18 protein-coding genes and 1 tRNA gene are annotated in these 20,324 nt (G+C 69.9%); 10 read left to right on the top strand and 9 right to left on the bottom strand.

The annotated features are described in order from the left end of the window. Window positions 1-157 precede the first annotated feature (157 nt). Window positions 158-928, top strand: coding sequence for a hypothetical protein (locus M3Q35_RS45090; protein WP_273938744.1), 771 nt, complete (start codon window positions 158-160; stop codon window positions 926-928). On the opposite strand, the gene M3Q35_RS45085 is transcribed toward M3Q35_RS45090, so the two are convergent. Both M3Q35_RS45085 and M3Q35_RS45080 read right to left on the bottom strand, forming a co-directional pair. Next, window positions 925-1,866, bottom strand: coding sequence for a threonine ammonia-lyase (locus tag M3Q35_RS45085; protein ID WP_273938743.1), 942 nt, complete (start codon window positions 1,864-1,866; stop codon window positions 925-927). The genes M3Q35_RS45090 and M3Q35_RS45085 overlap by 4 nt on opposite strands. Further along, the gene (locus M3Q35_RS45080) at window positions 1,853-2,527 is read right to left on the bottom strand and encodes a DJ-1/PfpI family protein (RefSeq protein WP_273938742.1); all 675 of its coding nucleotides are present in this window, start codon (window positions 2,525-2,527) and stop codon (window positions 1,853-1,855) included. Before M3Q35_RS45080 ends, M3Q35_RS45085 begins: the two co-directional genes overlap by 14 nt. Before the next feature lie 71 nt (window positions 2,528-2,598). Here M3Q35_RS45080 and M3Q35_RS45075 point away from each other — a divergent pair, with 71 nt between their 5' ends. After that, the gene (locus M3Q35_RS45075) at window positions 2,599-3,528 is read left to right on the top strand and encodes a GlxA family transcriptional regulator (RefSeq protein ID WP_273938741.1); all 930 of its coding nucleotides are present in this window, start codon (window positions 2,599-2,601) and stop codon (window positions 3,526-3,528) included. 35 nt (window positions 3,529-3,563) lie between these two features. After that, complete coding sequence (locus M3Q35_RS45070) at window positions 3,564-4,160, top strand: hypothetical protein (RefSeq protein WP_273938740.1); 597 nt, start codon at window positions 3,564-3,566, stop codon at window positions 4,158-4,160. Here the strand turns inward: M3Q35_RS45070 and M3Q35_RS45065 are convergent. Beyond that, a complete protein-coding gene (locus M3Q35_RS45065) occupies window positions 4,153-5,184 on the bottom strand; it encodes a LuxR C-terminal-related transcriptional regulator (protein ID WP_273938739.1) in 1,032 nt (343 codons plus the stop codon). The two genes, M3Q35_RS45070 and M3Q35_RS45065, sit on opposite strands and share 8 nt — an antisense overlap. A gap of 687 nt (window positions 5,185-5,871) precedes the next feature. Between M3Q35_RS45065 and M3Q35_RS45060 the strand changes: the two genes are divergently transcribed. The 3 genes from M3Q35_RS45060 (at window position 5,872) to M3Q35_RS45050 (ending at window position 9,086) form a co-directional block, all read left to right on the top strand. Beyond that, on the top strand, window positions 5,872-6,837 hold the full coding sequence (locus M3Q35_RS45060) for an LLM class flavin-dependent oxidoreductase (protein WP_273938738.1): 966 nt from the start codon (window positions 5,872-5,874) through the stop codon (window positions 6,835-6,837). 96 nt (window positions 6,838-6,933) lie between these two features. Continuing rightward, window positions 6,934-7,827, top strand: coding sequence for an SGNH/GDSL hydrolase family protein (locus M3Q35_RS45055; RefSeq protein WP_273938737.1), 894 nt, complete (start codon window positions 6,934-6,936; stop codon window positions 7,825-7,827). A gap of 68 nt (window positions 7,828-7,895) precedes the next feature. Continuing rightward, the gene (locus M3Q35_RS45050; protein ID WP_273938736.1) at window positions 7,896-9,086 is read left to right on the top strand and encodes a cytochrome P450 family protein; all 1,191 of its coding nucleotides are present in this window, start codon (window positions 7,896-7,898) and stop codon (window positions 9,084-9,086) included. Here the strand turns inward: M3Q35_RS45050 and M3Q35_RS45045 are convergent. Next, window positions 9,083-10,105: a ferritin-like domain-containing protein gene (locus tag M3Q35_RS45045; protein ID WP_273938735.1), complete on the bottom strand. Its 1,023-nt coding sequence runs from the start codon at window positions 10,103-10,105 to the stop codon at window positions 9,083-9,085. The genes M3Q35_RS45050 and M3Q35_RS45045 overlap by 4 nt on opposite strands. Before the next feature lie 97 nt (window positions 10,106-10,202). Here M3Q35_RS45045 and M3Q35_RS45040 point away from each other — a divergent pair. Further along, window positions 10,203-10,274 (top strand) — tRNA-Val (locus tag M3Q35_RS45040). 61 nt (window positions 10,275-10,335) lie between these two features. On the opposite strand, the gene M3Q35_RS45035 is transcribed toward M3Q35_RS45040, so the two are convergent. Next, entirely contained in the window at window positions 10,336-10,794 is a 459-nt protein-coding gene (locus M3Q35_RS45035) for a peroxiredoxin (protein ID WP_273938734.1), read from the bottom strand. Between the two features lie 64 nt (window positions 10,795-10,858). Continuing rightward, entirely contained in the window at window positions 10,859-11,290 is a 432-nt protein-coding gene (locus M3Q35_RS45030; RefSeq protein ID WP_273938733.1) for a DUF3052 domain-containing protein, read from the bottom strand. A 313-nt stretch (window positions 11,291-11,603) separates the two neighbouring features. Between M3Q35_RS45030 and aceE the strand changes: the two genes are divergently transcribed. The 3 genes from aceE (at window position 11,604) to M3Q35_RS45015 (ending at window position 16,487) form a co-directional block, all read left to right on the top strand. Then, complete coding sequence (aceE, locus tag M3Q35_RS45025) at window positions 11,604-14,381, top strand: pyruvate dehydrogenase (acetyl-transferring), homodimeric type (RefSeq protein WP_273938732.1); 2,778 nt, start codon at window positions 11,604-11,606, stop codon at window positions 14,379-14,381. A gap of 118 nt (window positions 14,382-14,499) precedes the next feature. Beyond that, a complete protein-coding gene (locus tag M3Q35_RS45020) occupies window positions 14,500-15,102 on the top strand; it encodes an ABC transporter ATP-binding protein (protein ID WP_273938731.1) in 603 nt (200 codons plus the stop codon). Beyond that, window positions 15,099-16,487 carry a DUF6297 family protein gene (locus M3Q35_RS45015; protein WP_273938730.1) on the top strand — a complete coding sequence of 463 codons (1,389 nt, stop codon included), beginning with the start codon at window positions 15,099-15,101 and terminating at the stop codon, window positions 16,485-16,487. The genes M3Q35_RS45020 and M3Q35_RS45015 overlap by 4 nt, the downstream gene beginning before the upstream one ends. Window positions 16,488-16,490: 3 nt before the next feature. On the opposite strand, the gene M3Q35_RS45010 is transcribed toward M3Q35_RS45015, so the two are convergent. The 3 genes from M3Q35_RS45010 to M3Q35_RS45000 form a co-directional block, all read right to left on the bottom strand. Continuing rightward, the gene (locus tag M3Q35_RS45010; protein WP_273938729.1) at window positions 16,491-17,273 is read right to left on the bottom strand and encodes a lanthionine synthetase LanC family protein; all 783 of its coding nucleotides are present in this window, start codon (window positions 17,271-17,273) and stop codon (window positions 16,491-16,493) included. A 118-nt stretch (window positions 17,274-17,391) separates the two neighbouring features. Further along, window positions 17,392-19,512 (bottom strand): lantibiotic dehydratase, encoded by a 2,121-nt coding sequence (locus M3Q35_RS45005; RefSeq protein WP_273938728.1) that lies wholly within the window; start codon window positions 19,510-19,512, stop codon window positions 17,392-17,394. After that, entirely contained in the window at window positions 19,509-20,267 is a 759-nt protein-coding gene (locus M3Q35_RS45000) for a thiopeptide-type bacteriocin biosynthesis protein (RefSeq protein ID WP_273938727.1), read from the bottom strand. Before M3Q35_RS45000 ends, M3Q35_RS45005 begins: the two co-directional genes overlap by 4 nt. Between the last annotated feature and the right edge of the window lie 57 nt (window positions 20,268-20,324).

Raw genomic sequence — 20,324 nt, 5'->3', positions numbered from 1 at the left:
GGGGTGCACGGTGGGCCGTTCGGCGTAGCGTCGAAACCGAGCGACACCCGGCCCCCGCGCTCGGCCGGGTGTCGCCGACACAAAACTGTTGTGGTGCAAGAAAAGGTCTGCACCTAGGGACATTGCCGGGGCCACCGCCGATGGCGAAGATGCCGGCATGTCCCTGAAAACCCTGGCCGTCGCCGCCGCGACGGTCGCCATCGTGGCGGTCGGCGTGCCCGCGTCGGCCGCCACGTCCACAATCGACGGCAGCTACGCGTTCAACGGAAACGGTTGGGCGGGCACACTTGTCGTGTCGAACTCGGCCTCGGGCGCGCCGGCGGTGACCATGCACTACAACGAACTGGGCCGTGACGAACGGCTCAGCGGCAGCTGGTCGGGCCGGACGCTGACGATCACCCGCCCGCTGGCCTGGAACAACAGCCAGACGTACACGCTCTACCTGGGCGACCACAAGGCGAACTCCCCGGTGTTCGGCGGGTTCTTCACCCAGAGCGACGTGCCGGGGCAGAGCTACGGCGTGTACGCCAAGGACTATCTGCCGCTGGGCACGCCACGGCTGAAGTCGCTCAAGGCCGACGACTCCCTGCCGGACGGCCTGGTCGGCGGCTACGGCTTCAACGGCAACGGCTGGACCGGCCGCATGGTCGTGCAGTTCACCTCATGCCAGGTCCCGGAGATCACGCTGCGCTACGACGAACTCGGCCGCACCGAGCCGATCGCCCAGCGCACCTGGGATGCCACCACGCACACGCTGACCTTCGTGCGACCGCTCAGCTTCGGCGGCGTGACACAGACCTACACGCTCTACTTCGCCAACCGCCTGCAGAGCACGCAGATGTTCGGCGGCTACTTCACCGAATCGGACGTGCCGGGCCAGCGGTTCGCCGCCTTTGCCTGGCTTCAGCCGGGCGGCGTCGGCTGCTAGCCGAGCAGCTCGGCGAACCGCTCGGGGCTGACGTTGCCGCCGGACAGGATCACCCCGACCCGGCCGGTGAAATCGCCCCGCAGCACGGCCGCCAGTGACGACGCGCCGCTGGGCTCGAGCACGATCTTCAGGCGCTCGAAGGCGAACCGCATGGCGGCGCGGATCTCGTCGTCGGTGACGAGGACGATGTCGTCGACCAACCGCTGGTTCACGGCGAAGGTCAGCTCGCCAGGAGTGTCGGCGGCCTGGCCGTCGGCGATGGTCCGGGGCACCGGCACTGACACCCGGTGCCCCGCGGCCAGCGACAGCTTGGTGTCGTTGCCGAACTCGGGTTCCACGCCCACCACCCGGATCCGACGGTCGAGCCCCTTGGCTGCGGTGGCGCTGCCGGCGATCAGTCCGCCGCCGCCGATGGGCACGACGAGCGTGTCGAAGGAGCCGGACTCCTCGATCAACTCCAGCGCGGCGGTGCCCTGCCCGGCCATCACGTGCGGGTGCTCGTACGGCGGAATCAACGCCAGACCGCGCTCTTGCGCCAAGGCATTGCCGATCGCCACCCGGTCGCCGGTGTAGCGGTCATAGGTGACGATCTCCGCGCCGTAACCGCGAGTGGCGTCCACTTTGGACTGGGGCGTGTCCTCGGGCATCACGATCACCGCGGTGCTGCGGAATTCCCGAGCCGACAGGGCGACGGCCTGGGCGTGGTTGCCGGACGAGTAGGCGGCGACGCCCCGCGCCAGCTGCTCCGGAGCCAGCCGGGACACAGCGTTGTAGGCGCCGCGGAACTTGAACGCCCCGATGCGCTGGAAGTTCTCGCACTTGAGGAAGACCTCGGCGCCGGCCCGCCCGTCGAGCGTACGGGACCGCACCACCGGCGTGCGGTGGGCGATTCCCTTCAGCCGGGCCGCCGCGTCCTGGACATCGTCAAGGCTGAGCATGCCCCGACACTATCCGGCCAATCACCGCCAACCGCCGCTCCGTGACCGGTGCCATATCGGCCCGCGCCCGGGCCAGCACGGCCGCCGGCGCGGTGGCCGGCGTCCCGGCCTGGAACGGCGGCTCCGGCGCGTACTCCATGTACAGCTGAAGTCCTTGCGCCACTTCGTCTCCGCACAGCCGGGCGGCCAGCGTCAAAGCACCGTCGATGCCGGACGTCACGCCGGCGGCGAAGATCCAGTCGCCGTCGACCACGACCCGCTGGTCGACGGCCTCGGCCCCGAATTCGGCCAGCAGGTGGTGCGACGCCCAGTGCGTGGTGGCCCGGCGGCCGGCCAGCAGCCCGGCCGCGCCGAGCAGCAGGGCACCGGTGCACACCGACAGCACCACGTTGCCGCTCTGCTTTCGCAGCCAGGCCAACACTTCCTCGTTCTCCATCAGTACGTCGATGCCGCGCCCGCCGGGCACGTGCAGCACGTCGAGTGCGGGCGCGTCGGCAATCGCGGCGTCGGGTGTGATCGTCAATCCGCGCACGTCACGCACCGGCGCCCCGGTGAGGCCGTAGACACGGTAGGTCGAGCCCGGCAGGCGGGACAGCACCTCGAACGGGCCGGTGAAGTCGATCTGGTCCATGTCGTCGAAGACGAGCGAGCCGATGTCCATGCCCCTCACCCTCGCAGCGAGGACCCGACCGAACGAGTGGCAGGACTGCCCTACTTCGCTAGGATTCTGCCATGCACCGGATCGTCGCGCTGGCCCTGCCGGACGTGGTCGCCTTCGACCTGTCCGTGCCGGCGCAGATCTTCGGGCACCGCGACGAACAGGACCGCTACGAGTTCACGGTCTGCGCCGAACGCCCCGGCCCGGTGCCGACGACCACCGGCTTCACCATCACGGCCACGGCCGGCCTCGACGCCCTGACCAGCGCCGACACGGTCATCGTGCCGGGATTCTTCCCCCTGGACGCCCCGCCCGAACCGGTACTCGACGCCCTCCGCGAAGCCACCGGCCGCATGGTCTCGGTCTGCACGGGGGCGTTCGCGCTGGCCGCGGCCGGCCGGCTGGACGGCCGCACGGCGACCACGCACTGGCGGGACGCCGACGAGCTCGCCGCCCGCTTCCCGAAGATCGACGTCCGCCCGGACGTGCTGTACGTCGACGAAGGCGAGGTACTGACCAGCGCCGGCGTGGCCGCGGCGATCGACCTCTGCCTGCATCTGTACCGCACCGATCACGGCGCCGACCACGCTGCTCGGGTCGCCCGCCGCATGGTCGTCGCCCCGCACCGGTCCGGCGGCCAGGCCCAGTTCGTCGACCGGCCCATCCCGGACGGCGCCGGCCTGGCCGACACCTGCGCCTGGGTGGTCGAACGCATGCACGAACCGACCACTGTGGACGACATGGCCCGCCATGCCGGTTACGCGCCAAGGACTTTCGCCCGGCACTTCCGCGCCGAGACCGGCCTGACGCCGCTACGCTGGCTCACCGCGCAGCGCCTGCTGGAGGCCCGCCGGCTGCTGGAGGCGACCGGTCTGCCGATCGACGAGATCGCCCGGCGCTGCGGCCTCGGCACGGCGGCCAACCTGCGGCTGCACCTGGCCCGCGAGTCGGCGACCACGCCGACCGCCTACCGCACCGCTTTCCGTGGCAGCACAACTCGCTGACAGGTTCCACACATTTGGCTGCGATGGTGGCGGCCATGAGGTTCACGGTCTACGCCGGTGCCACGGTCGCCGCGTTCACGCTGGCCGCGTGCGGAAGTCAGCCCCAGTCGCAACAGGTCGCCTCGCTGACGACCGCGAACAACGGCACGGCGACCAGCTCACCGTCCACTTCGGACAACGCGGAGCGGCCGCAGCTGAGGATGGACAGCTCCCAGGCGGATGTCAACGCGGCCTGGCACAACTACAACGTGTGCCTCAAGGACAACGGGCATGTGATGCTGCGCGGTGACGGCACCGACCAGCACGCCGGGCCGGGCGCGCCCGGCGGCGGCGCCGGGGCCGACAACCCGGACATGCAGGACACCAGCCCGGCCTCGGTCAACGCCACGAAGGCGTGCCGGAACAAGCTTCCGTTGCAGCCGCCGGAACTGGACCAGTCGAGGAATCCTCACTATCTGGACCAGTATCACGCCTACATGACCTGCCTGACCAGCCACGGCGCGCAGGTGCACGCCACCGATCCGTTCGGCTCGGGCTGGACCTATGACGACGGCGTGACCCAGCGCCTGAACCAGGATCAGTTCAGTCAGGTCGACCACGACTGCCAACTCTCGTCGTTCCGGCTCAGCTAGGCTCCTCCAGCAGTCCGAGATCCTGGGCCGCGGCCAGTGCCGCCGCCTTGCTGTGCACACCGAGTTTGCGGAACAGGCTGCTCTGCAGGTTTTCCACGGTGCGCACGGAAATCCCGAGCAGGCGGGCGGTCTGCTTGGCCGAGTGGCCACGGCCGATGGACGCGATGATCTCCTGTTCCCGCCGGGTCAGCGACAGCTGCCAGCGCCACCACGTCCGGTCGGCCCCGCGAGCACCGCCGAGCACGGACCGGGAATGGGCCGCGTCCACCATGAGATGTCCCTGGCTGGCCGCGTGCACGGCCGGCACGATCAAGCCGTCGACCCGGGTCGCCGGCAGCACGGTGACACCGCCGGAAAGCGCTTCCAGGACGTATTGGTGCGGTAGTTTCCGGCTGGCCACCACGATCGGCACCGAGCGGTTGACCACAACCGCCTGCCAGTCCTCGGGTTCCGGGTCGATCAGCACGGTGGCCACGCCCTGCTCGTCCTCGGCGACCACGGGAATGTCGTGCTCGCCGAGGATCCGCCGCACCCGGTCGGCGATCAGGCAGCCGGCGGTGCGCCCGGTGACGCACACCCGCAGCAGGTCCCGCAGCTGCCCGCCCTTCTGCCGGGGCAGCTCGATCACCGAGGCCATCAGCCCGAGCCGAGTCGCGCTCGCCGCCGCGTGGGCCTGGTTGTGCACGTCCAGCTTGGCGAAGATGCGCTGCTTGTGGTGTTCCACGGTGTGCAGGCTGATGCCGAGCTCGTAGGCGACCTGCCGCGGCGCGTAGCCGGCACTGATCAGATACAGCACCTCGAGTTCACGAGTGGTCAGCGCCTGCCGGGTTCCCTTGTCCAGCCGGGTTATCTCGACCGCGGCCGACGGCACCTTGATCGCCGCGACCAGCGCGTCCAGGCCGCGGGTGTAGGACACCAGCGCGCTGATGCCCGACTCGTAGGCGCGGATAACGTACGCCGCCGGCAGCACCTCGTGCACGCCGACCATGCGGAGCCGGCGGCCGGGCTCCAGCAGCAGCGACACCAGCCGCTCGTTGCTCCACCTAGGTGTGTCCGCCTCGAAGACGGCCACGTCCGGCCGGCACAGGTGGCACAGCTGGACCAGTTCCGGCGCCGAGGCCACGGTGCCGGCCAGTGCGATGCCCGGCTCCCGGGTCAGGTGCGTCGCCAGCAGTTCTCTGACCAGCCGGTTCTGATGCTGGAGGACGACGTTCACCTGGGGATGTGCAAGCATTGCCGATTCTCCCTCCGCCGCCCCCGACGAGGTAAACGCAGAAAACACCCGCGGCAGTGGCCGGTCAATACGACCAAAAGCACCAGCAGTGCGGGCGTCCAGACCAGTGTCGAGATCCCGAAGTCATCGGATGAAATCGATTGCATCGGGCACCTCTTCGTAGGGTCCATCCGCTATTTACCGAGAAAGGGGTGCATCATGTGGCACGTTGGTGGCGGTCAACGAGAATCCACTCGACGGCGGCCGAGTATGGCAGCGGTGCGTGCAACCGGCAACAATTAGACTGACGATTACCTAGGTATTTGTTCACCGCAGCCGTCGATAACATCGAACGGACTGGCACGAACGGGTCAGAGCATTCCTGCCAACGGTGCAGCCGCCACGCCTTCACGTCAACCGCGTACTAGGGAGAACACGCCATACCGGGGCAGACCGGCCCGACCTAGCATTCGACTACCGGACCTCCTGGGGGTGGCGATGGCCGTGCTCACGCCGACGCGGTTCCACTGGATGCTGCCGGCCGAAGGCGATCCGGTGGAATTCTGCCGTTCGGCCGAGGACGGCGGCATCGACCGCATGCTGCTGCCGTCGGCATTCCATCGGCCGGACGGTATAGCACTGGCGGCCCACCTCTCGGCGGCCACGAAGGCCATCGGATTCATGATCTGCCCCCGTACCGACATGCAGTCTCCGATCCATCTGGTCAGACAGGTGAACACGCTCTCATCGGTCACCGACGGGCGGGTGAGTGTGCTCGGAACCTGTCCGTACGACAGTGATTTCCGGGCACACGACGAGTTCTGGTCGGTGTGCGACGCGTTGTGGCGGGATCGGCGAATTCCCGTCCAACTGGATCGGCCCGAACTGTATTTCAGCGGGAGTTCGGGCCCGGCGTCCGATCTCGCGGTCCGACACGGCGACGTGTTGCTGCTCCTCGCTGCCGAGCCTGCCGTGGTGGCCGGGCGCGGGAGACGGGTGCGCGCCGCCGGCCGCGAGGTCGGACTGCTGTTCTCCGTGGTGTGCCGGCGAACCCGGGCCGAGGCGGTGGCCGCCGCGCACGCGCTGACCGAGATCGCCGGCGAGAACGTCTACGCGGTGCGGGAACGCTTCCGACTGCTGACCGCCGAGGCGGTGGCGCTGACCGGCGGCTGGTGCGCGTCGCCGGCCGAGGACGCCGACCACTGGCCCCGGCCGTATCTGTGGACCGGGGCGATGCCGTTCCTGGGTCCGCTCGGGCTGGCCCTGGTCGGCACACCCGACGAGCTGGCCGCGGCGATCATGGAGTACCGCCGGGCCGGCGTCAGCCAGTTCCTGGGCCATGGCGACGGGATGCCGGCGTTCTGCCACGAGGTGCTGCCGCGGGTTCGTGCGCTGGAACAGGCCACTGTGTACGCGTCGGTCGGGGCCGTGAATCCCGGGAGTTCGGCCGTTTCGGGGGTGTGACTCGCTTCCGCCCGGTACGGTGGTGATCGTTTGGCGATGGCGTGCATGGGGCCGACGTCGCCGGGCGGTCCACCCGTTTCGAGCACTGGAGCGAAGGTGAAGCGACTTCCCATCGCGGCCCTGGCCGCGTTCGCCGCGATCACGGCACTGGCCCCGGCCGCGTCGGCCGACATCGGCCTGCTGCACGTCGTCGCCATGGGCGACTCGTACGCGTCCGGCACCGGGGCCGGCGACTACCAGCCCGGCACCGAGGGCAATTGCTGGCGTAGCAACAACTCCTACTCCGAGCAGATCGTGGCCCGGGTGCGGGCCCGTGGCACCAGCGTGCAGTTCACCAACGTGACCTGCAGCGGCGCGGCCACTTCCGACCTGTACAAGGACTTCCTCGGCCAGGGCCCGCAGCTGGACGCCTTGCAGGTCGACACCAACGTGGTGCTGCTGACCATCGGCACCAACGACATCGGCTACGCCGCCTACGGCGGTCTGTGCATCCAGGCCGACTGCTCGGGCGCGCCGACACAGGCCATCACGGCGAAGTTGCCGGACATGGCCAAGAACGTCGGCCAGCTGTTGCAGGACATCCATGCCCGCAGCCCGCACGCCAAGATCGTGCTGTCGGCCTACGGCAGCCAGCTGTCGCCGGACGCCAACGCCGACGGCAAGCTGGACCCGATCTGCGACGCCTCGGTGTTCAGCGCGCAGGAGCGGACCGAGGGCAACGCGCTGGCCAGCAAGCTGAACAAGACGTTGCAGGACACGGCCTACCGGGCTCACCTCGGCGGCATCGACACGGCCTTCGTCAGCGAGTACGCCGCCGATTCCGTGCACCTCAACAGCACCTTCGCCGGGCATTCGCTGTGCCAGGCCGGAACGCCGTTCTACCGCGGCTTCGACGCGCTGGCGCCGGGCCAGGAGGGGCCGGATGCCGTGCTGCACCTGAACAAGGCCGGTCAGACCGCGCTGGCCGACCTGATCATGGCCAAGGCCTGACCGGACGGCTCAGATTTCGTAGTCGCACGGCCGATGTCGGCGCCGATCGCGCGGGGCAGCATGGCGGCATGCATGTACTCGACGTCGACGGCGCGGACATCCAGGGCGAGGGCAAACGGTTGCGGGACAGCGGTTCCGCGGTGCCGGTCGAGCTACCCGGCGGCGTGCGGGCCTGGGCCGTGCCGCACCTGGCGACGCTGAAGGCGTTGCTGCTCGATCCCCGGATCTCCAAGGATCCCGAGCTGCACTGGGCGGCCTGGCGGGCCGGGGAGATCGCCGCGGACTGGCCGCTGCGGATCTGGGTGTCGGTGCGGAACATGTTCACCGCCTACGGCCGGGACCACCAGCGACTGCGGTCGCTGGTGGCCGCCGGCTTCACCGCGCGGCGGACGGCCGAGCTGCGGCCGTGGCTCGAGCGCCTCACCGACGGCCTGCTCGACGAGCTCACTCCCGGCTCGGACCTGCGCGCCGAGTACGCCTACCGGCTGCCGGTCGAGGTGATCTGCCAGCTGTTCGGCGTGGCCGAGGACCGGCGGGACGACCTGCGCCGGGTGGTGGACTCCGTCTTCGACACCACCCGGTCGCCGGCCGAGGCCGCGGCCAGCGCCGAGGACATGTACCGCATCTTCACGGAGTTGGCCGCGGACAAGCGATCCCGGCCCGGCGACGACCTGACCACGGCGATCATCCAGGCCTCGTCGGACCGCTATCCGGCGCTCACCGACGCCGAGGTCGTCGACACGCTGATCCTGCTGCTGACCGCCGGGCACGAGACCACCGTCAACCTCATCGACCAGGCCATCACCGCGCTGCTCACGCATCCCGCCCAGCTCGCGGCGGTGCTGGCCGGCGGACGGTCGTGGGCCGACGTCGTCGAGGAAACCCTGCGCTGGCAGGCACCCGTGCCCTACCTGCCACTGCGCTACGCCGTCGAGGACATCGACCTCGGCGACGTCGTGATTCCCCGCGGTGACGCCATTCTCGCCGCCTACGCCGCCGCCGGGCGTGACCCCGCCGCCTTCGGTCCGACCGCCGACGAGTTCGACCTCGCCCGTGACATCAAGCAGCACGTCTCGTTCGGCCACGGCGTGCACCACTGCCTCGGCGCCCCGCTGGCGCGGATGGAAGCGACCATCGCGTTGGAGGCGCTGTTCACCCGCTTCCCCGGGCTGACACTCGCTGTGCCGCAGGAGGAGCTGCGGCCGATGCGGTCATTCCTGTCCAACGGCCACCGGGAACTGCCGGTGCTGCTGGGTTAGGGCCGCTGCTCCGGCGGCACGTACTCGAAGGTCGGGCCGGCGGTGGTTTTCCCGTCCCCCGTCGGCATCGCCATCAGCTGCTGGGCCTGCGACTTGATCACGTACATGTGGTGCACGGCCGCGCCCATCTGCGACGGGGTGCCGTTGAAAGCCTCGTGCAGCAGGTACAGCAGCAGGCAGTAGGCGTTGTTGAACTCCTGCTGGGCGGCCCGGATCGGGCTGTCCTCGGGATGGTCGGCGCTACGAGGGTTGCGGCGCATGGGCTGCACGGCCGAGTAGTCGATGGCGATCACGTCGCCGGTCGGACCGGTCTGCGGGGTGTCGCCGGCCTGGTAGCGCCGACCGTGCTTGAGCTCCTGGAACCGGTAGTAGTGCGCGACCTCCTCACGGTCAGGGTGGAAGACGTCGAGCTCGCCGTCCCACACCTCGGTCCGCGCCGCACCCTCGCCCTGCTCGACGATCTCGGCCAACGCCGCCAACGCCGACTTCAGGCCGGTCACCGGGAAAACCCCGCCGGAACCGCCGCGGAAGTGCATCTCGCCGACCTGGCGCGCCGGGTCGCCGGTGAAGACGGCGTCCTCGCCCAGCCGCTCGCACAACGAGCGCAGGCCGGCCTCGATCGCCGCGTAGAACTGGCCGATCGTGCCGTAATGATCCGTCTGCGGTGCGGCATCGGCCGACGCCGGGCGCTCGATGTTCAGGAACAGCTCCAGCGCCTCCGGGCCGAACGGGTCCAGGTGCACCTGCACCTTGCCGTCGCTGTGCGGCAGCGGATGCGGGTACGCCGGCAGCAGCGCCGGATCGTCGATCCGCGGCTGCCCGCCCACCGCGTTCAGCAGGTTGGCGGCCAGCGCCAGGTGCAGCATCTCCTCGATGAAGACGCTGCCCACGACTTCGACCACCTCGGGATTGCGCCCCGGATCGACCGAGTACAGCGCACACAGGTAGGGCGGGATCGTCGAGTGCTCCAGCTCGATCGCCCACTGGAGATGGCGGCGGAGATCGTCCAACGTGTCCATCGGGAAAACCTCGTCTCAGCAGCCGACGGTGTGTCGGGAGCTAAGACAGGCCTGGGCAAGGACCTGTGACAGACCGTGTAGGATTTTCTGTGATCACGGGCGCATAGCTCAGGGGTAGAGCACCGCCCTTACAAGGCGGGGGTCGCAGGTTCGAAACCTGCTGTGCCCACAGGTGTGAACACGACGACACCCGGACCGACGAAGTCGGTCCGGGTGTCGTCTGTCACATGTCAGAGCGCCTTCAGCGCGCGCTTCCACTGCTCCTGGTCGCGGGCCTCGCCCGGCTGGTTGGCCTCGGCGAAGCGGATCACGCCCTGCTTGTCGATGAGGAACGTGCCGCGCAGGGCCATGCCGGCCTTGTCGTTGAACACGCCGTAGGCCTGGGCCGTCGCGCCGTGCGGCCAGAAGTCGGACAGCAGCGGGAAGGTGTACCCCTCCTTCTCCGCCCACGCCTTGAGGCTGAACGGAGTGTCCACGGACACGCCGAGGACCTGCACCTCGTCGTTCTGGTACTCGGCCAGCTCGTCGCGCACCTGGCAGAGCTCGCCGGTGCAGACACCGCTGAAGGCGAACGGGTAGAACACCAGCAGCACGTTCTTCACGCCGCGGAACGACGACAGGGCGACCTCTTCCCTGTTGGCGTCCCGGAGCGTGAAGTCGGGGGCCTCGGTACCGACTTCCAGCGCCATGCTCGCGTTCCCTCCCGGTGGGCTCGGCAGTTGCGCAACCAAGCCTAGGCCACCGGGCGAGGGCTCAGCGCTTGGCCTTGGCCGACTTCGGCGACACCAGCTTGATGCCGGCCCAGTCGTCGCCGACGTTCGCGTTGAGGGTCTGCGCGAGACCGGCGGTCGGCACCGCCTCGGCGATGTCGCTGGGCTCCACGTAGCCCGGCCGGCCGGTCTTCGGGGTGAGCACCCAGATGACTCCGTCCTCGGCCAGCGGCCCGGTCACGTCCATCAGCGTGTCGACCAGGTCGCCGTCGCTGTCCCGCCACCACAGCAGCACGACATCGACAACCTCGTCCGACTCCTCGTCGAGCAGGTCACTGCCGATCCGTTCCTCGATCGCGGCGCGGACGTCGTCGTCGACGTCCTCGTCCCAACCGATCTCCTGGACCACCATGTCCGGCTCGATCCCGAGCCTGTCGGCGACGCCGACCTTGCCAGCGTCTCCCGCGGCCACCACGGCTTCCACTCCTCCAAGCTATGCCAGTAGGGCGACTGGGGTCAGTCGCCACAGCTGTATTCAACACCGGTCGCGCACAGCGAACACTGAGGGTGGCCACCTGCGCAACCACCCACACCGTGACACACCGAAGACGGTCCAGGGAAACGACCCCGCTTTGCCACCCGTTCGGGGCATCAGGCAAGCTCTACTTACCTCCTATACGCGCGCGCGAGAAGGCTACCGATCGGTAGCACGGACACATGGCGACCAGCCAGCGCCGAATGAGGGAGGATGGACGTGAACGAGTCGACACACCAGGCGAGGAGACCCCTTGGCCCCGCAGAGCAACGGCGCTGGCAACGCGAGCACCCCGGAGCGGGTCCGGGTCATCCGCGACGGCCTCGCCGCCCATCTCCCGGACATCGACCCCGATGAGACCGCGGAGTGGCTTGAGTCCTTCGACGGCGTGCTGAAGGGGGCCGGGCAGCAGCGCGCCCGCTACCTGATGCTGCGGCTGCTGGAGCGAGCCCGCGAGAGCCGGGTGGGCGTGCCGTCGCTGACCAGCACGGACTATGTGAACACCATCCCCACCGAGCAGGAGCCGTGGTTCCCCGGTGACGAGGAGACCGAGCGCCGCTACCGGGCCTGGATCCGCTGGAACGCGGCCATGACCGTGCACCGCGCGCAGCGGCCGGGCGTCGGCGTCGGTGGCCACATCTCGACCTACGCCTCCTCGGCGACGCTGTACGAGGTCGGCTTCAACTGGTTCTTCCGCGGCAAGGACCACCCGGGCGGCGGCGACCAGGTCTACTTCCAGGGCCACGCCTCCCCCGGCATGTACGCCCGCGCCTTCCTCGAGGGCCGGCTGTCGGCCGAGCACCTCGACGGCTTCCGCCAGGAGTACTCGCACGCCGGGCCGGGCGGCGGCCTGCCGTCGTACCCGCACCCGCGGCTGATGCCGGACTTCTGGGAGTTCCCGACCGTGTCCATGGGCCTCGGCCCGATGAACGCGATCTACCAGGCGCGGTTCAACCGCTACCTGCGCGACCGCGGCATCAAGGACACGTCCGAGCAGCACGTGTGGGCGTTCCTGGGCGACGGCGAGATGGACGAGGCGGAGTCGCGCGGCCTGATCCACGTGGCCGCCAACGAGGGCCTGGACAACCTGACCTTCGTGATCAACTGCAACCTGCAGCGGCTGGACGGCCCGGTCCGGGGCAACGGCAAGATCATCCAGGAGCTGGAGGCCTTCTTCCGCGGCGCCGGCTGGAACGTCATCAAGGTGGTGTGGGGCCGTGAGTGGGACTCGCTGCTGCACAGCGACCGCGACGGCGCGCTGATCAACCTGATGAACACCACGCCGGACGGCGACTACCAGACGTACAAGGCCAACGACGGCGCCTACGTCCGTGAGCACTTCTTCGGCCGCGACCCGCGGACCAAGGACATGGTCGCGGCCATGAGCGACCAGGACATCTGGAACCTCAAGCGCGGCGGCCACGACTACCGCAAGGTGTACGCGGCGTACAAGGCGGCCACCGAGCACAACGGCCAGCCGACGGTGATCCTGGCCAAGACCATCAAGGGCTACGGCCTCGGCCCGCACTTCGCCGGCCGCAACGCCACGCACCAGATGAAGAAGATGACCCTGGAGGACCTCAAGCTCTTCCGGGACGAGCTGCGCATCCCGATCACCGACGCCGACCTCGAGCGCGACCCGTACCTGCCGCCGTACTACCACCCGGGGCCGGACTCGCCGGAGATCCAGTACGTGCTGGAGCGGCGCCGCCAGCTGGGCGGCTTCGTGCCGGAGCGCCGGGGCAAGTCGACCGCGCTGGTGCTGCCGGGCGACAAGGTCTACGACACGATCCGCCGGGGCTCGGGCAAGCAGGAGGTGGCCACCACCATGGCCATCGTCCGGCTGATCAAGGACCTGATCAAGGACCCGGAGATCGGCGGCCGGATCGTGCCGATCATCCCGGACGAGGCGCGGACCTTCGGCATGGACGCCATGTTCCCGTCGCAGAAGATCTACAACCCGCACGGGCAGCTCTACACCTCCGTGGACGCCAAGCTGATGCTGGCGTACAAGGAGAGCGAGCACGGCCAGATCCTGCACGAGGGCATCAACGAGGCCGGCTCCACGGCGTCGTTCACCGCGGTCGGCACGTCGTACTCGACCCACGGCGAGCCGATGATCCCGATCTACATCTTCTACTCGATGTTCGGCTTCCAGCGGACCGGCGACGGCCTGTGGGCGGCCGCCGACCAGATGGCCCGCGGCTTCGTGCTCGGCGCCACCGCCGGCCGCACCACGCTGACCGGCGAGGGCCTGCAGCACGCCGACGGGCACTCGCTGCTGCTGGCCGCGACCAACCCGGCCGTGGTGGCCTACGACCCGGCCTGGGCGTTCGAGATCTCGCACATCGTCAAGGACGGCCTTCGCCGCATGTACGGCGACAACGCGGAGAACGTCTTCTACTACCTGACGATCTACAACGAGCCCGTGCAGCAGCCGGCCGAGCCGGAGAACCTGGACGTCGAGGGCCTGCTGCGCGGTCTGTACCGCTACCAGACGGCCCCCGGCGCCACCGGCCCGCGGGCGCAGATCCTGGTCTCCGGCGTCACCATGCCGGACGCGATCAGGGCGCAGGAGCTGCTGGCGCAGGAGTGGGGCGTGCAGGCCGACGTGTGGTCCGCCACCTCGTGGGCCGAGCTGCGCCGTGACGCCGTCGAGGTGGACCGGCACAACATGCTGCACCCCGAGGCCGAGCCCCGCGTGCCGTACGTGACGCAGGTGCTGTCCGAGGCGGCCGGCCCGGTCGTCGCGGTGTCGGACTACATGCGCGCGGTGCCGGACCTGATCCGCCCGTGGGTCCCGACCGACATGGTGTCGCTGGGCACCGACGGCTTCGGCTTCTCCGACACGCGGCCGGCGGCCCGCCGCCACTTCCTGGTGGACGCGCCGTCGATCGCGGTCGGCGTGCTGACCGCGCTGGCCCGTCGCGGCGAGATCGACCACGCCAAGGTCGTCGAGGCGACCCGCCGGTACCGGCTGGACGACCCGCAGGCCGCGGGTCCCTCCACCACCGACTCCGGCGCCGCCTGACCCGCCTGTTTGTGTCAGGAAGGGCCCCTTACTCTCGTTCAACGCGAGTAAGGGGCCCAACCTGTGCGTTCACCGCCAGTATCGGTCCCTTGATCTTCGGGGGGTTCGAGTGTTGCGGGTGGACGGGCTGACACGGGGCTTCAGCGGGCTGCTGGTGCTGCACGAGCTGAGTTTCGAGCTGGCGCCGGGCGAGGGCGCGGCGGTGGTGGGGCCCAACGGGTCCGGCAAGACGACGCTGCTGCGCTGCGTGGCCGGCACCGACGTGCCGGACGCCGGGCGGATCACGCTGAACGGCTTCCCGGTGTCGGAGACGTCGCCGGACACCCGGGCGGCGATGGCCTGCGTGCTGGACGACGTGGACTTCTTCCCGGACCTGTCGGTCGGCGAGCACCTGGCGCTGTGTGCCCTGGCCCACGGCCAGTCTCCGGACGTGGTCGAGGCGGTGCTGGCCGAGCTGGGCATCGTCGAGCAGCGCGATCAACTGCCGGCCACGCTGTCGTCCGGTCAGCGTCGGCGGCTGGCGCTGGCCTCGTGCTTCGTGCGACCCCGGTCGCTGCTGGTGCTGGACGAGCCCGAGCAGCGGCTGGACGTGGAGGGCCGGGCGTGGTTGGCGTCACGGCTGAACGCCGAGAAGGCCAACGGCGGCTCGGTGCTGATGGCCTCGCACGACCCGGACCTGATCGAGGCCGTGGCCGACGTGTACATCGAGGTTGGGCTGTGACTGCGGTCACCGCTGGCCGGGTTCGGTCCGAGCTGCGGGCCATGCGGCGGCGGCGTAAGCCGTGGTCGTTCTTCCGGCGGCTGTACGACCTGTCCGACACCGCGTTGTACGTGGGCATGGCCGGCGGGCTGGTGACCGAGGCCGTGATCAAGACCCGAGCGGTGCCCGCGCTGTCCGTGCCGCCGGTCCCGCACGCCGCCGCCTCGGAGTCGTGGATGGCCCTGGCGCTGGCTGTGGCGGCCGTAGCGGCCTTCGGGCAGGCGCTGCTGGCAGTCGGGCCGATCTGGGCCGGTGCGGCCGCTCAGACGTGGATCCTGGCCAGTCCGGTCGACCGGCGGTCGGCGCTGCTGCCGACGTACGTGCGGACCCTGGTGATCGCCGGCATCGGCGGGGCGCTGCTGGCCGGTGGGTTGACGGCGATCTACCCGCCTTGGCTGGTGAACCTGCCGGTCACCGGAGTGCTCGGCTTCGAGTTCGGCGTGGCGTTGGCCTCCCTGACCGCCGGCGCGCAGCGGAGTGCCCGGGAGCTCCGGCAGTTCCGGATCGGCTTCGGCGTGTTGCTCGGGGTCGCGGTGGTGATGGGCGGCGTCGTGGCGTTGCAGCTCGACGTGCCGGCCCTGTTCGTGCCGATCGACCGCGTCCCGCTGCCCGCAATCGGGTTCGTGGTGGCCGCCCTCGCCGTCGGGTACACGTCGCTGTCGCGGCTGCACCGGGGCGCGTTGTCCGCCGGCACCGATCTCGTGCAGGCTGCCGCCGTCTCCTCGGCGTGGCTGGACCTGTCCCTTGTGTCCGCCGCCTTGATGCTGCGCCGGGCCCGCCGCATCGGCCGCGTCCGTTCCGTACGCCTGCGCGGCAGCCGGGCCTTGGCCTTCGTCCTCGCCGATGTCGCCCGGCTGCGCCGCTATCCCGCCGCCATCGCCGTGTGGGCAGCTCTGCTGCCCGTGCCGTTCTTCGCCGCGGTGTCGCTGCCGCCCATCGCCGTCGGTCCCGTGCAGCTGCTGGCCGCTTACCTCGCCGCCGACCGCCTCGCCGGCGGTCTGCGCACCATCGCCGGCTCCGCCGCCCTGCGCCGTTCCCTTGGCGGCACCGACGCGTCCCTCAAGGTCATCCACCTCGTGCTGCCCGCCGTCGGGGCGATCGTGTGGTGCGCCCTCACGTCCTTCGCCTTGCCGCTGGCCCCGTCCGTCACCGTCGTCATCTCCGCCGCCGGTGCCGTGCTCGTGGTCTACGCCATGGCCACCCGCCCGCCCATGGACTACGGCGGCGGCAGCGCCATCTTCGAAACCGGCTTCGGCGCCGTCCCCGTCCACCTCATCCGTCAGCTGCTACGCGGCCCTGCCCTGCTCGTCGGCCTGGCCGCCCTCCAGCTCATCGCCGCGCACTGAAAGTCAGCGCAGGCCAAGGCATCTGAGCCAGCGCCGGTCGGCACCCCGCACCGTCAGCAACGCCGCGAGCACGCCACTTCCGCCACGGAGCAGCGTGTCGTCCAGCCCTGCCACCAAATCCAGGCGTTCCACCAGGTACGTCTGCATCAGATCACTGAGCACCTTCGCCCCCGACACGCCTTCGCGGGCGAAGGCGTCGGCGATGAGCAGCACACCCGCGGCACCGTGACAGATCCCGAGCCGGTCGGCCGGCTCACCGTACAGATTGAGCTCGGGATCGAAGGTCTGACACAGAATGCGTACCAGCCGCACGGCTTCGGTCCGCGCGCCGGCCGTCCACAGCGCCCAGGCGATGCCGGGAATGCCGTAGCACCAACCCTGCCGTTGTTGGTCCACAAAGGACTGCTTCAGCAGCCAGGAAATCAACTCCGGCTGCAGCGACACAAGGAGCACACCGGCGGCCCCATGGGCCAGTCCGGTGTCCTCCCCTTCGAACCAGACCGGTTGCCGACACCCCGCCAGGCAGGCCCCGACCGTGCCGCCGATCAGATCGAACTCTTCGAACCGCCGCTCCCCCAGCCAGCCTCGGACCCGGTGCGCCAGGCGGGAAACCGGCGGATGGAGGCCGCTCAGCAGCTCCAGTCCGAACAGCGTGCCGGTCATGCCGCCGTGCAGGCCGACGCTTCGCATCGGCCGCACGGCGGCATCCAGCCACTGCGGCACCGCCATCCTCACCGCGGCTCGCACGTCACCATCCGCGGAGGCGGCCAGCAGCGTCGCGAGCACACACGGTCCCAGCTCCGGCGTGCCTCGCGTCCGACTCAGCAGTGCCAGTGACTCATGTCGCAGCCGACCAGCGAGCAGATCGCCGAGTCCGGCGCCCGGCCCTCCGGGGCGGCCTCGGTCATCCGGGTGTCCAGTTCCTCGATGAGACGGTCCAGTTCGGTGACGGCCAAGACGGATTCCATCCACTGTCCCCTTCCTGATTCCCCACCGCCGACGCGGTGGTGGCTCGTCGGTGCGGCAGTCGCACCAGCAGCTGCCCCGCGACCGGTTCACCGCGCTCGTCCTTGAGCGGCAGGTGATCCGGGTCCGGCAGCATCTCCTCGACCACGATCTCCTCGCCCAGCCGGGCCAGGTCGCGTACGGCGGCCAGGCTGTGCAGGTCCACCGGCCGCGGCTTGCCCCCGTTGCGGGCAAAGACAAAGCGTGGAAGATCCAGCGCCACCAGGTCGCGAAAGGACCGCGGAGCACGGATCCGCCAGTGTCGACCGGAAAGGACAAGGCCGCCGGCTATTTCCATCCGCGGCAAGAAGTTCCGGTCCGGGAAGGCGGCCATCCGGTTGCCGAAGGAGATCGACGGCCCGCGTGGCGCGGAGGCGGTGAGCAAGGTGACGACCAAGCCCCAAGGGCCGACAGGGGTTCGGGTAGCGTGGTGCATGGGCCACAACACGGTGCCGGAAGGGTCCTCGGCGATGATGCGGCTTCCCGAGCGGCGCAAAGTGATGCGGTCCAAGGGGAGGTATCGACCCGCAACCGGCAGGTAGCCGGAGCAGTCGGAGTCGCCTGTCCATAGTGGACAATAAGTCGGCCGGCGGACGGCGTTGGCGGCACGGTCGTCGAGGGGCGGTGCGAGGATCTCGATGGGCCGCACACCCTCGGAGGATGCCTTGTGGGACAGGAACTCCCGGTAGGAGCGGACCGAAGAGGGCTCGCCGCCGAGCGAGGTGAAGGCGGAAGCGAAGCGAGAGTCGATGACGCCGGCGGGGGCGATGGCCTCCAGCACGGCACCAGTGGTCATGGGGCGGACCAAACAGTCCAACGGCCACTCGGGCAGCTCGGCCGGCGGCAGGCCCATCTCGTCGAGCAGCTGCGGGGTAAGGACTTCGGGCAGCTCGGGCGATCTTCGACGATGGGCGGGCTCGACGGGGTCGGCGGCGAGGTACTCGGCGACAAGGTCGGTGACAGCACGTGGCGTGGAGCCGACCAGCGACAGGATGGGGTGATCGGCGGGCCGCGGCAAGACGTCGACCAAGCGCAGCGCCTGCAAAGCCAATTGCGTGGTCCGAGCGACGAAATCGGCGGGCACGGCACCGGAGACGCGGCGGTAGACGTCGACGAAACCGTCGAGAGGAACGGTCCAACTTGAGCGCGACGGCCGGGAGAGCTGGAGAACGCCAAGGTCGACGAGGTGTCGCAGGAAGCCGCGCAGGACATCGGCTGACGAAGGGGCCAGGCGGCGGACGAGCTCGTCGACATCGTGCACGCCGTCGGCGACCACGTTGCGGATGGCGTCCACCAGCGGCGTCCGCCGAACCTCCACCACACGGCTCGCGGACCAGCAGCGCAGCCGATCCCCGTCGACCCAGTTCAGCCCGTTCAGGGTGATCGTGGCGCCGTCGAGCTCGGTCGGTCTTCGGTCGGCGTTGATGTTGCTGACCCACTGGGCCGAACACGACCCGAGCACCGGCCACGACGCCGTCTCGGCCACCTCGGCCTGGGCGACGTGAGCGAGCCAGCCGCGCGGCGTCGGCTTGGCCGCGCCGCGGGCGATCATGCGAAGTAGGTACTCCGAGCGCTGTCGCAAACGCTTGCTACCCCAGTTCTCGCCGGCTTCGACCCGCCGCGAGAGATCACCGACCAGATCCGGCACGGCCCGGGCAACGGCCTCGTCGACCTGCGACCAAGGCAGCTTTCGTAGCCTCTCACGCTCCAAAAGCAGGGTTTCGTTCACCGCCGCACGGCGCAGACCGAGGGCCGTCGACCAGCCGGTGGCCCGGGCCAGCTCGGGCAGGTCGCTCGACACCGGACGGCCGTTGTGCAGGTCCCGGCGCAGCGCCAGCAGCTCCGACCGGTCCTCGAACTGCGGGATCACCGTGCCCAGCCAGTCGGCCAGTGCACGGGCGTACGCCCCGTACGCGGCCTCCTCCGCGATGAGATCCCGCAGCTCGGCGACCAGTTCCGGGTTGCCGGCGGCGGTCCACAGGCGCATCGGCAGCCCACCGACCCGCAGCAGCACGCTCATGCGCCCGCCAGCGCTTCGGTGATCAAGGCCTGCCGGACCGAGCTCAGCCGGCCCCGGTTCCAGTGGAAGACCACGTAGTAGGCCGCCGCCTCGGCCGCGTCGCCGCCGACCCGCTCCAGCGCCACCCGCCAGCTCCGCGCCGCCGGCTCGGCCGGCGCCCGCGTCGTCTCCCACACGGCCCGCAGCTCGGCGCAGGCCATGGTGACGGCGTCGTCCTTGACTGTCACCCGCCGGCCGCAGGTGTCCCGCACGCGCGGCCACGCCTGGCAACACAGGCCGAGGCCGCCGAACACCGATCGCAGCAGCCGCATGGACAGCAGCCACGCCGGCAGCACCGGCCGCACGTGATGATCGAGCCAGGCCAACGAGTCCACTGTGAACAGACGGTGCACGTGGTGCATCGCCGACGGCCCGCCGAACAGGAAGGCCTCAGGCTCGTACACGCCGGGCACCACGCCGTCGACCAGGCCGTCCTCGTGCCAGCGCCGGGCCAGCCGCATGATCTCCGCCCGCACCCACGACTCACGGCCCGGCGCGGCGGCGAACCTGACCCGCAGGCCCGGCGGCTTGTGCATGAAGAAGAAGTCGGTGATCCGGTCCTGTGCGAGCATCTCTCGCACTGCCAGCGAAATCTCGCCGTACAGACCGGTTTTCGGCTGCGCCAGGCCCAGTTGCGTCCACGTCGGCGCACTGCCGTCACGAAGCGCGGCGAGGCCGCCGGCCAGGAAGGTGAGACGTTCTTGCTGTGACAGCACAGTTTCACCTCCGTCGCGGTCGGGCCGTCCTCGACGTTAGGCGAACTTGGCGAGTTG

Origin of the sequence: Kutzneria chonburiensis, from assembly GCF_028622115.1 — a bacterium.
Classification (GTDB): Bacteria; Actinomycetota; Actinomycetes; order Mycobacteriales; family Pseudonocardiaceae; genus Kutzneria; species Kutzneria chonburiensis.
Note: the sequence above shows the minus strand (reverse complement) of the source record. Positions and strands in the feature narration are given on the sequence as shown.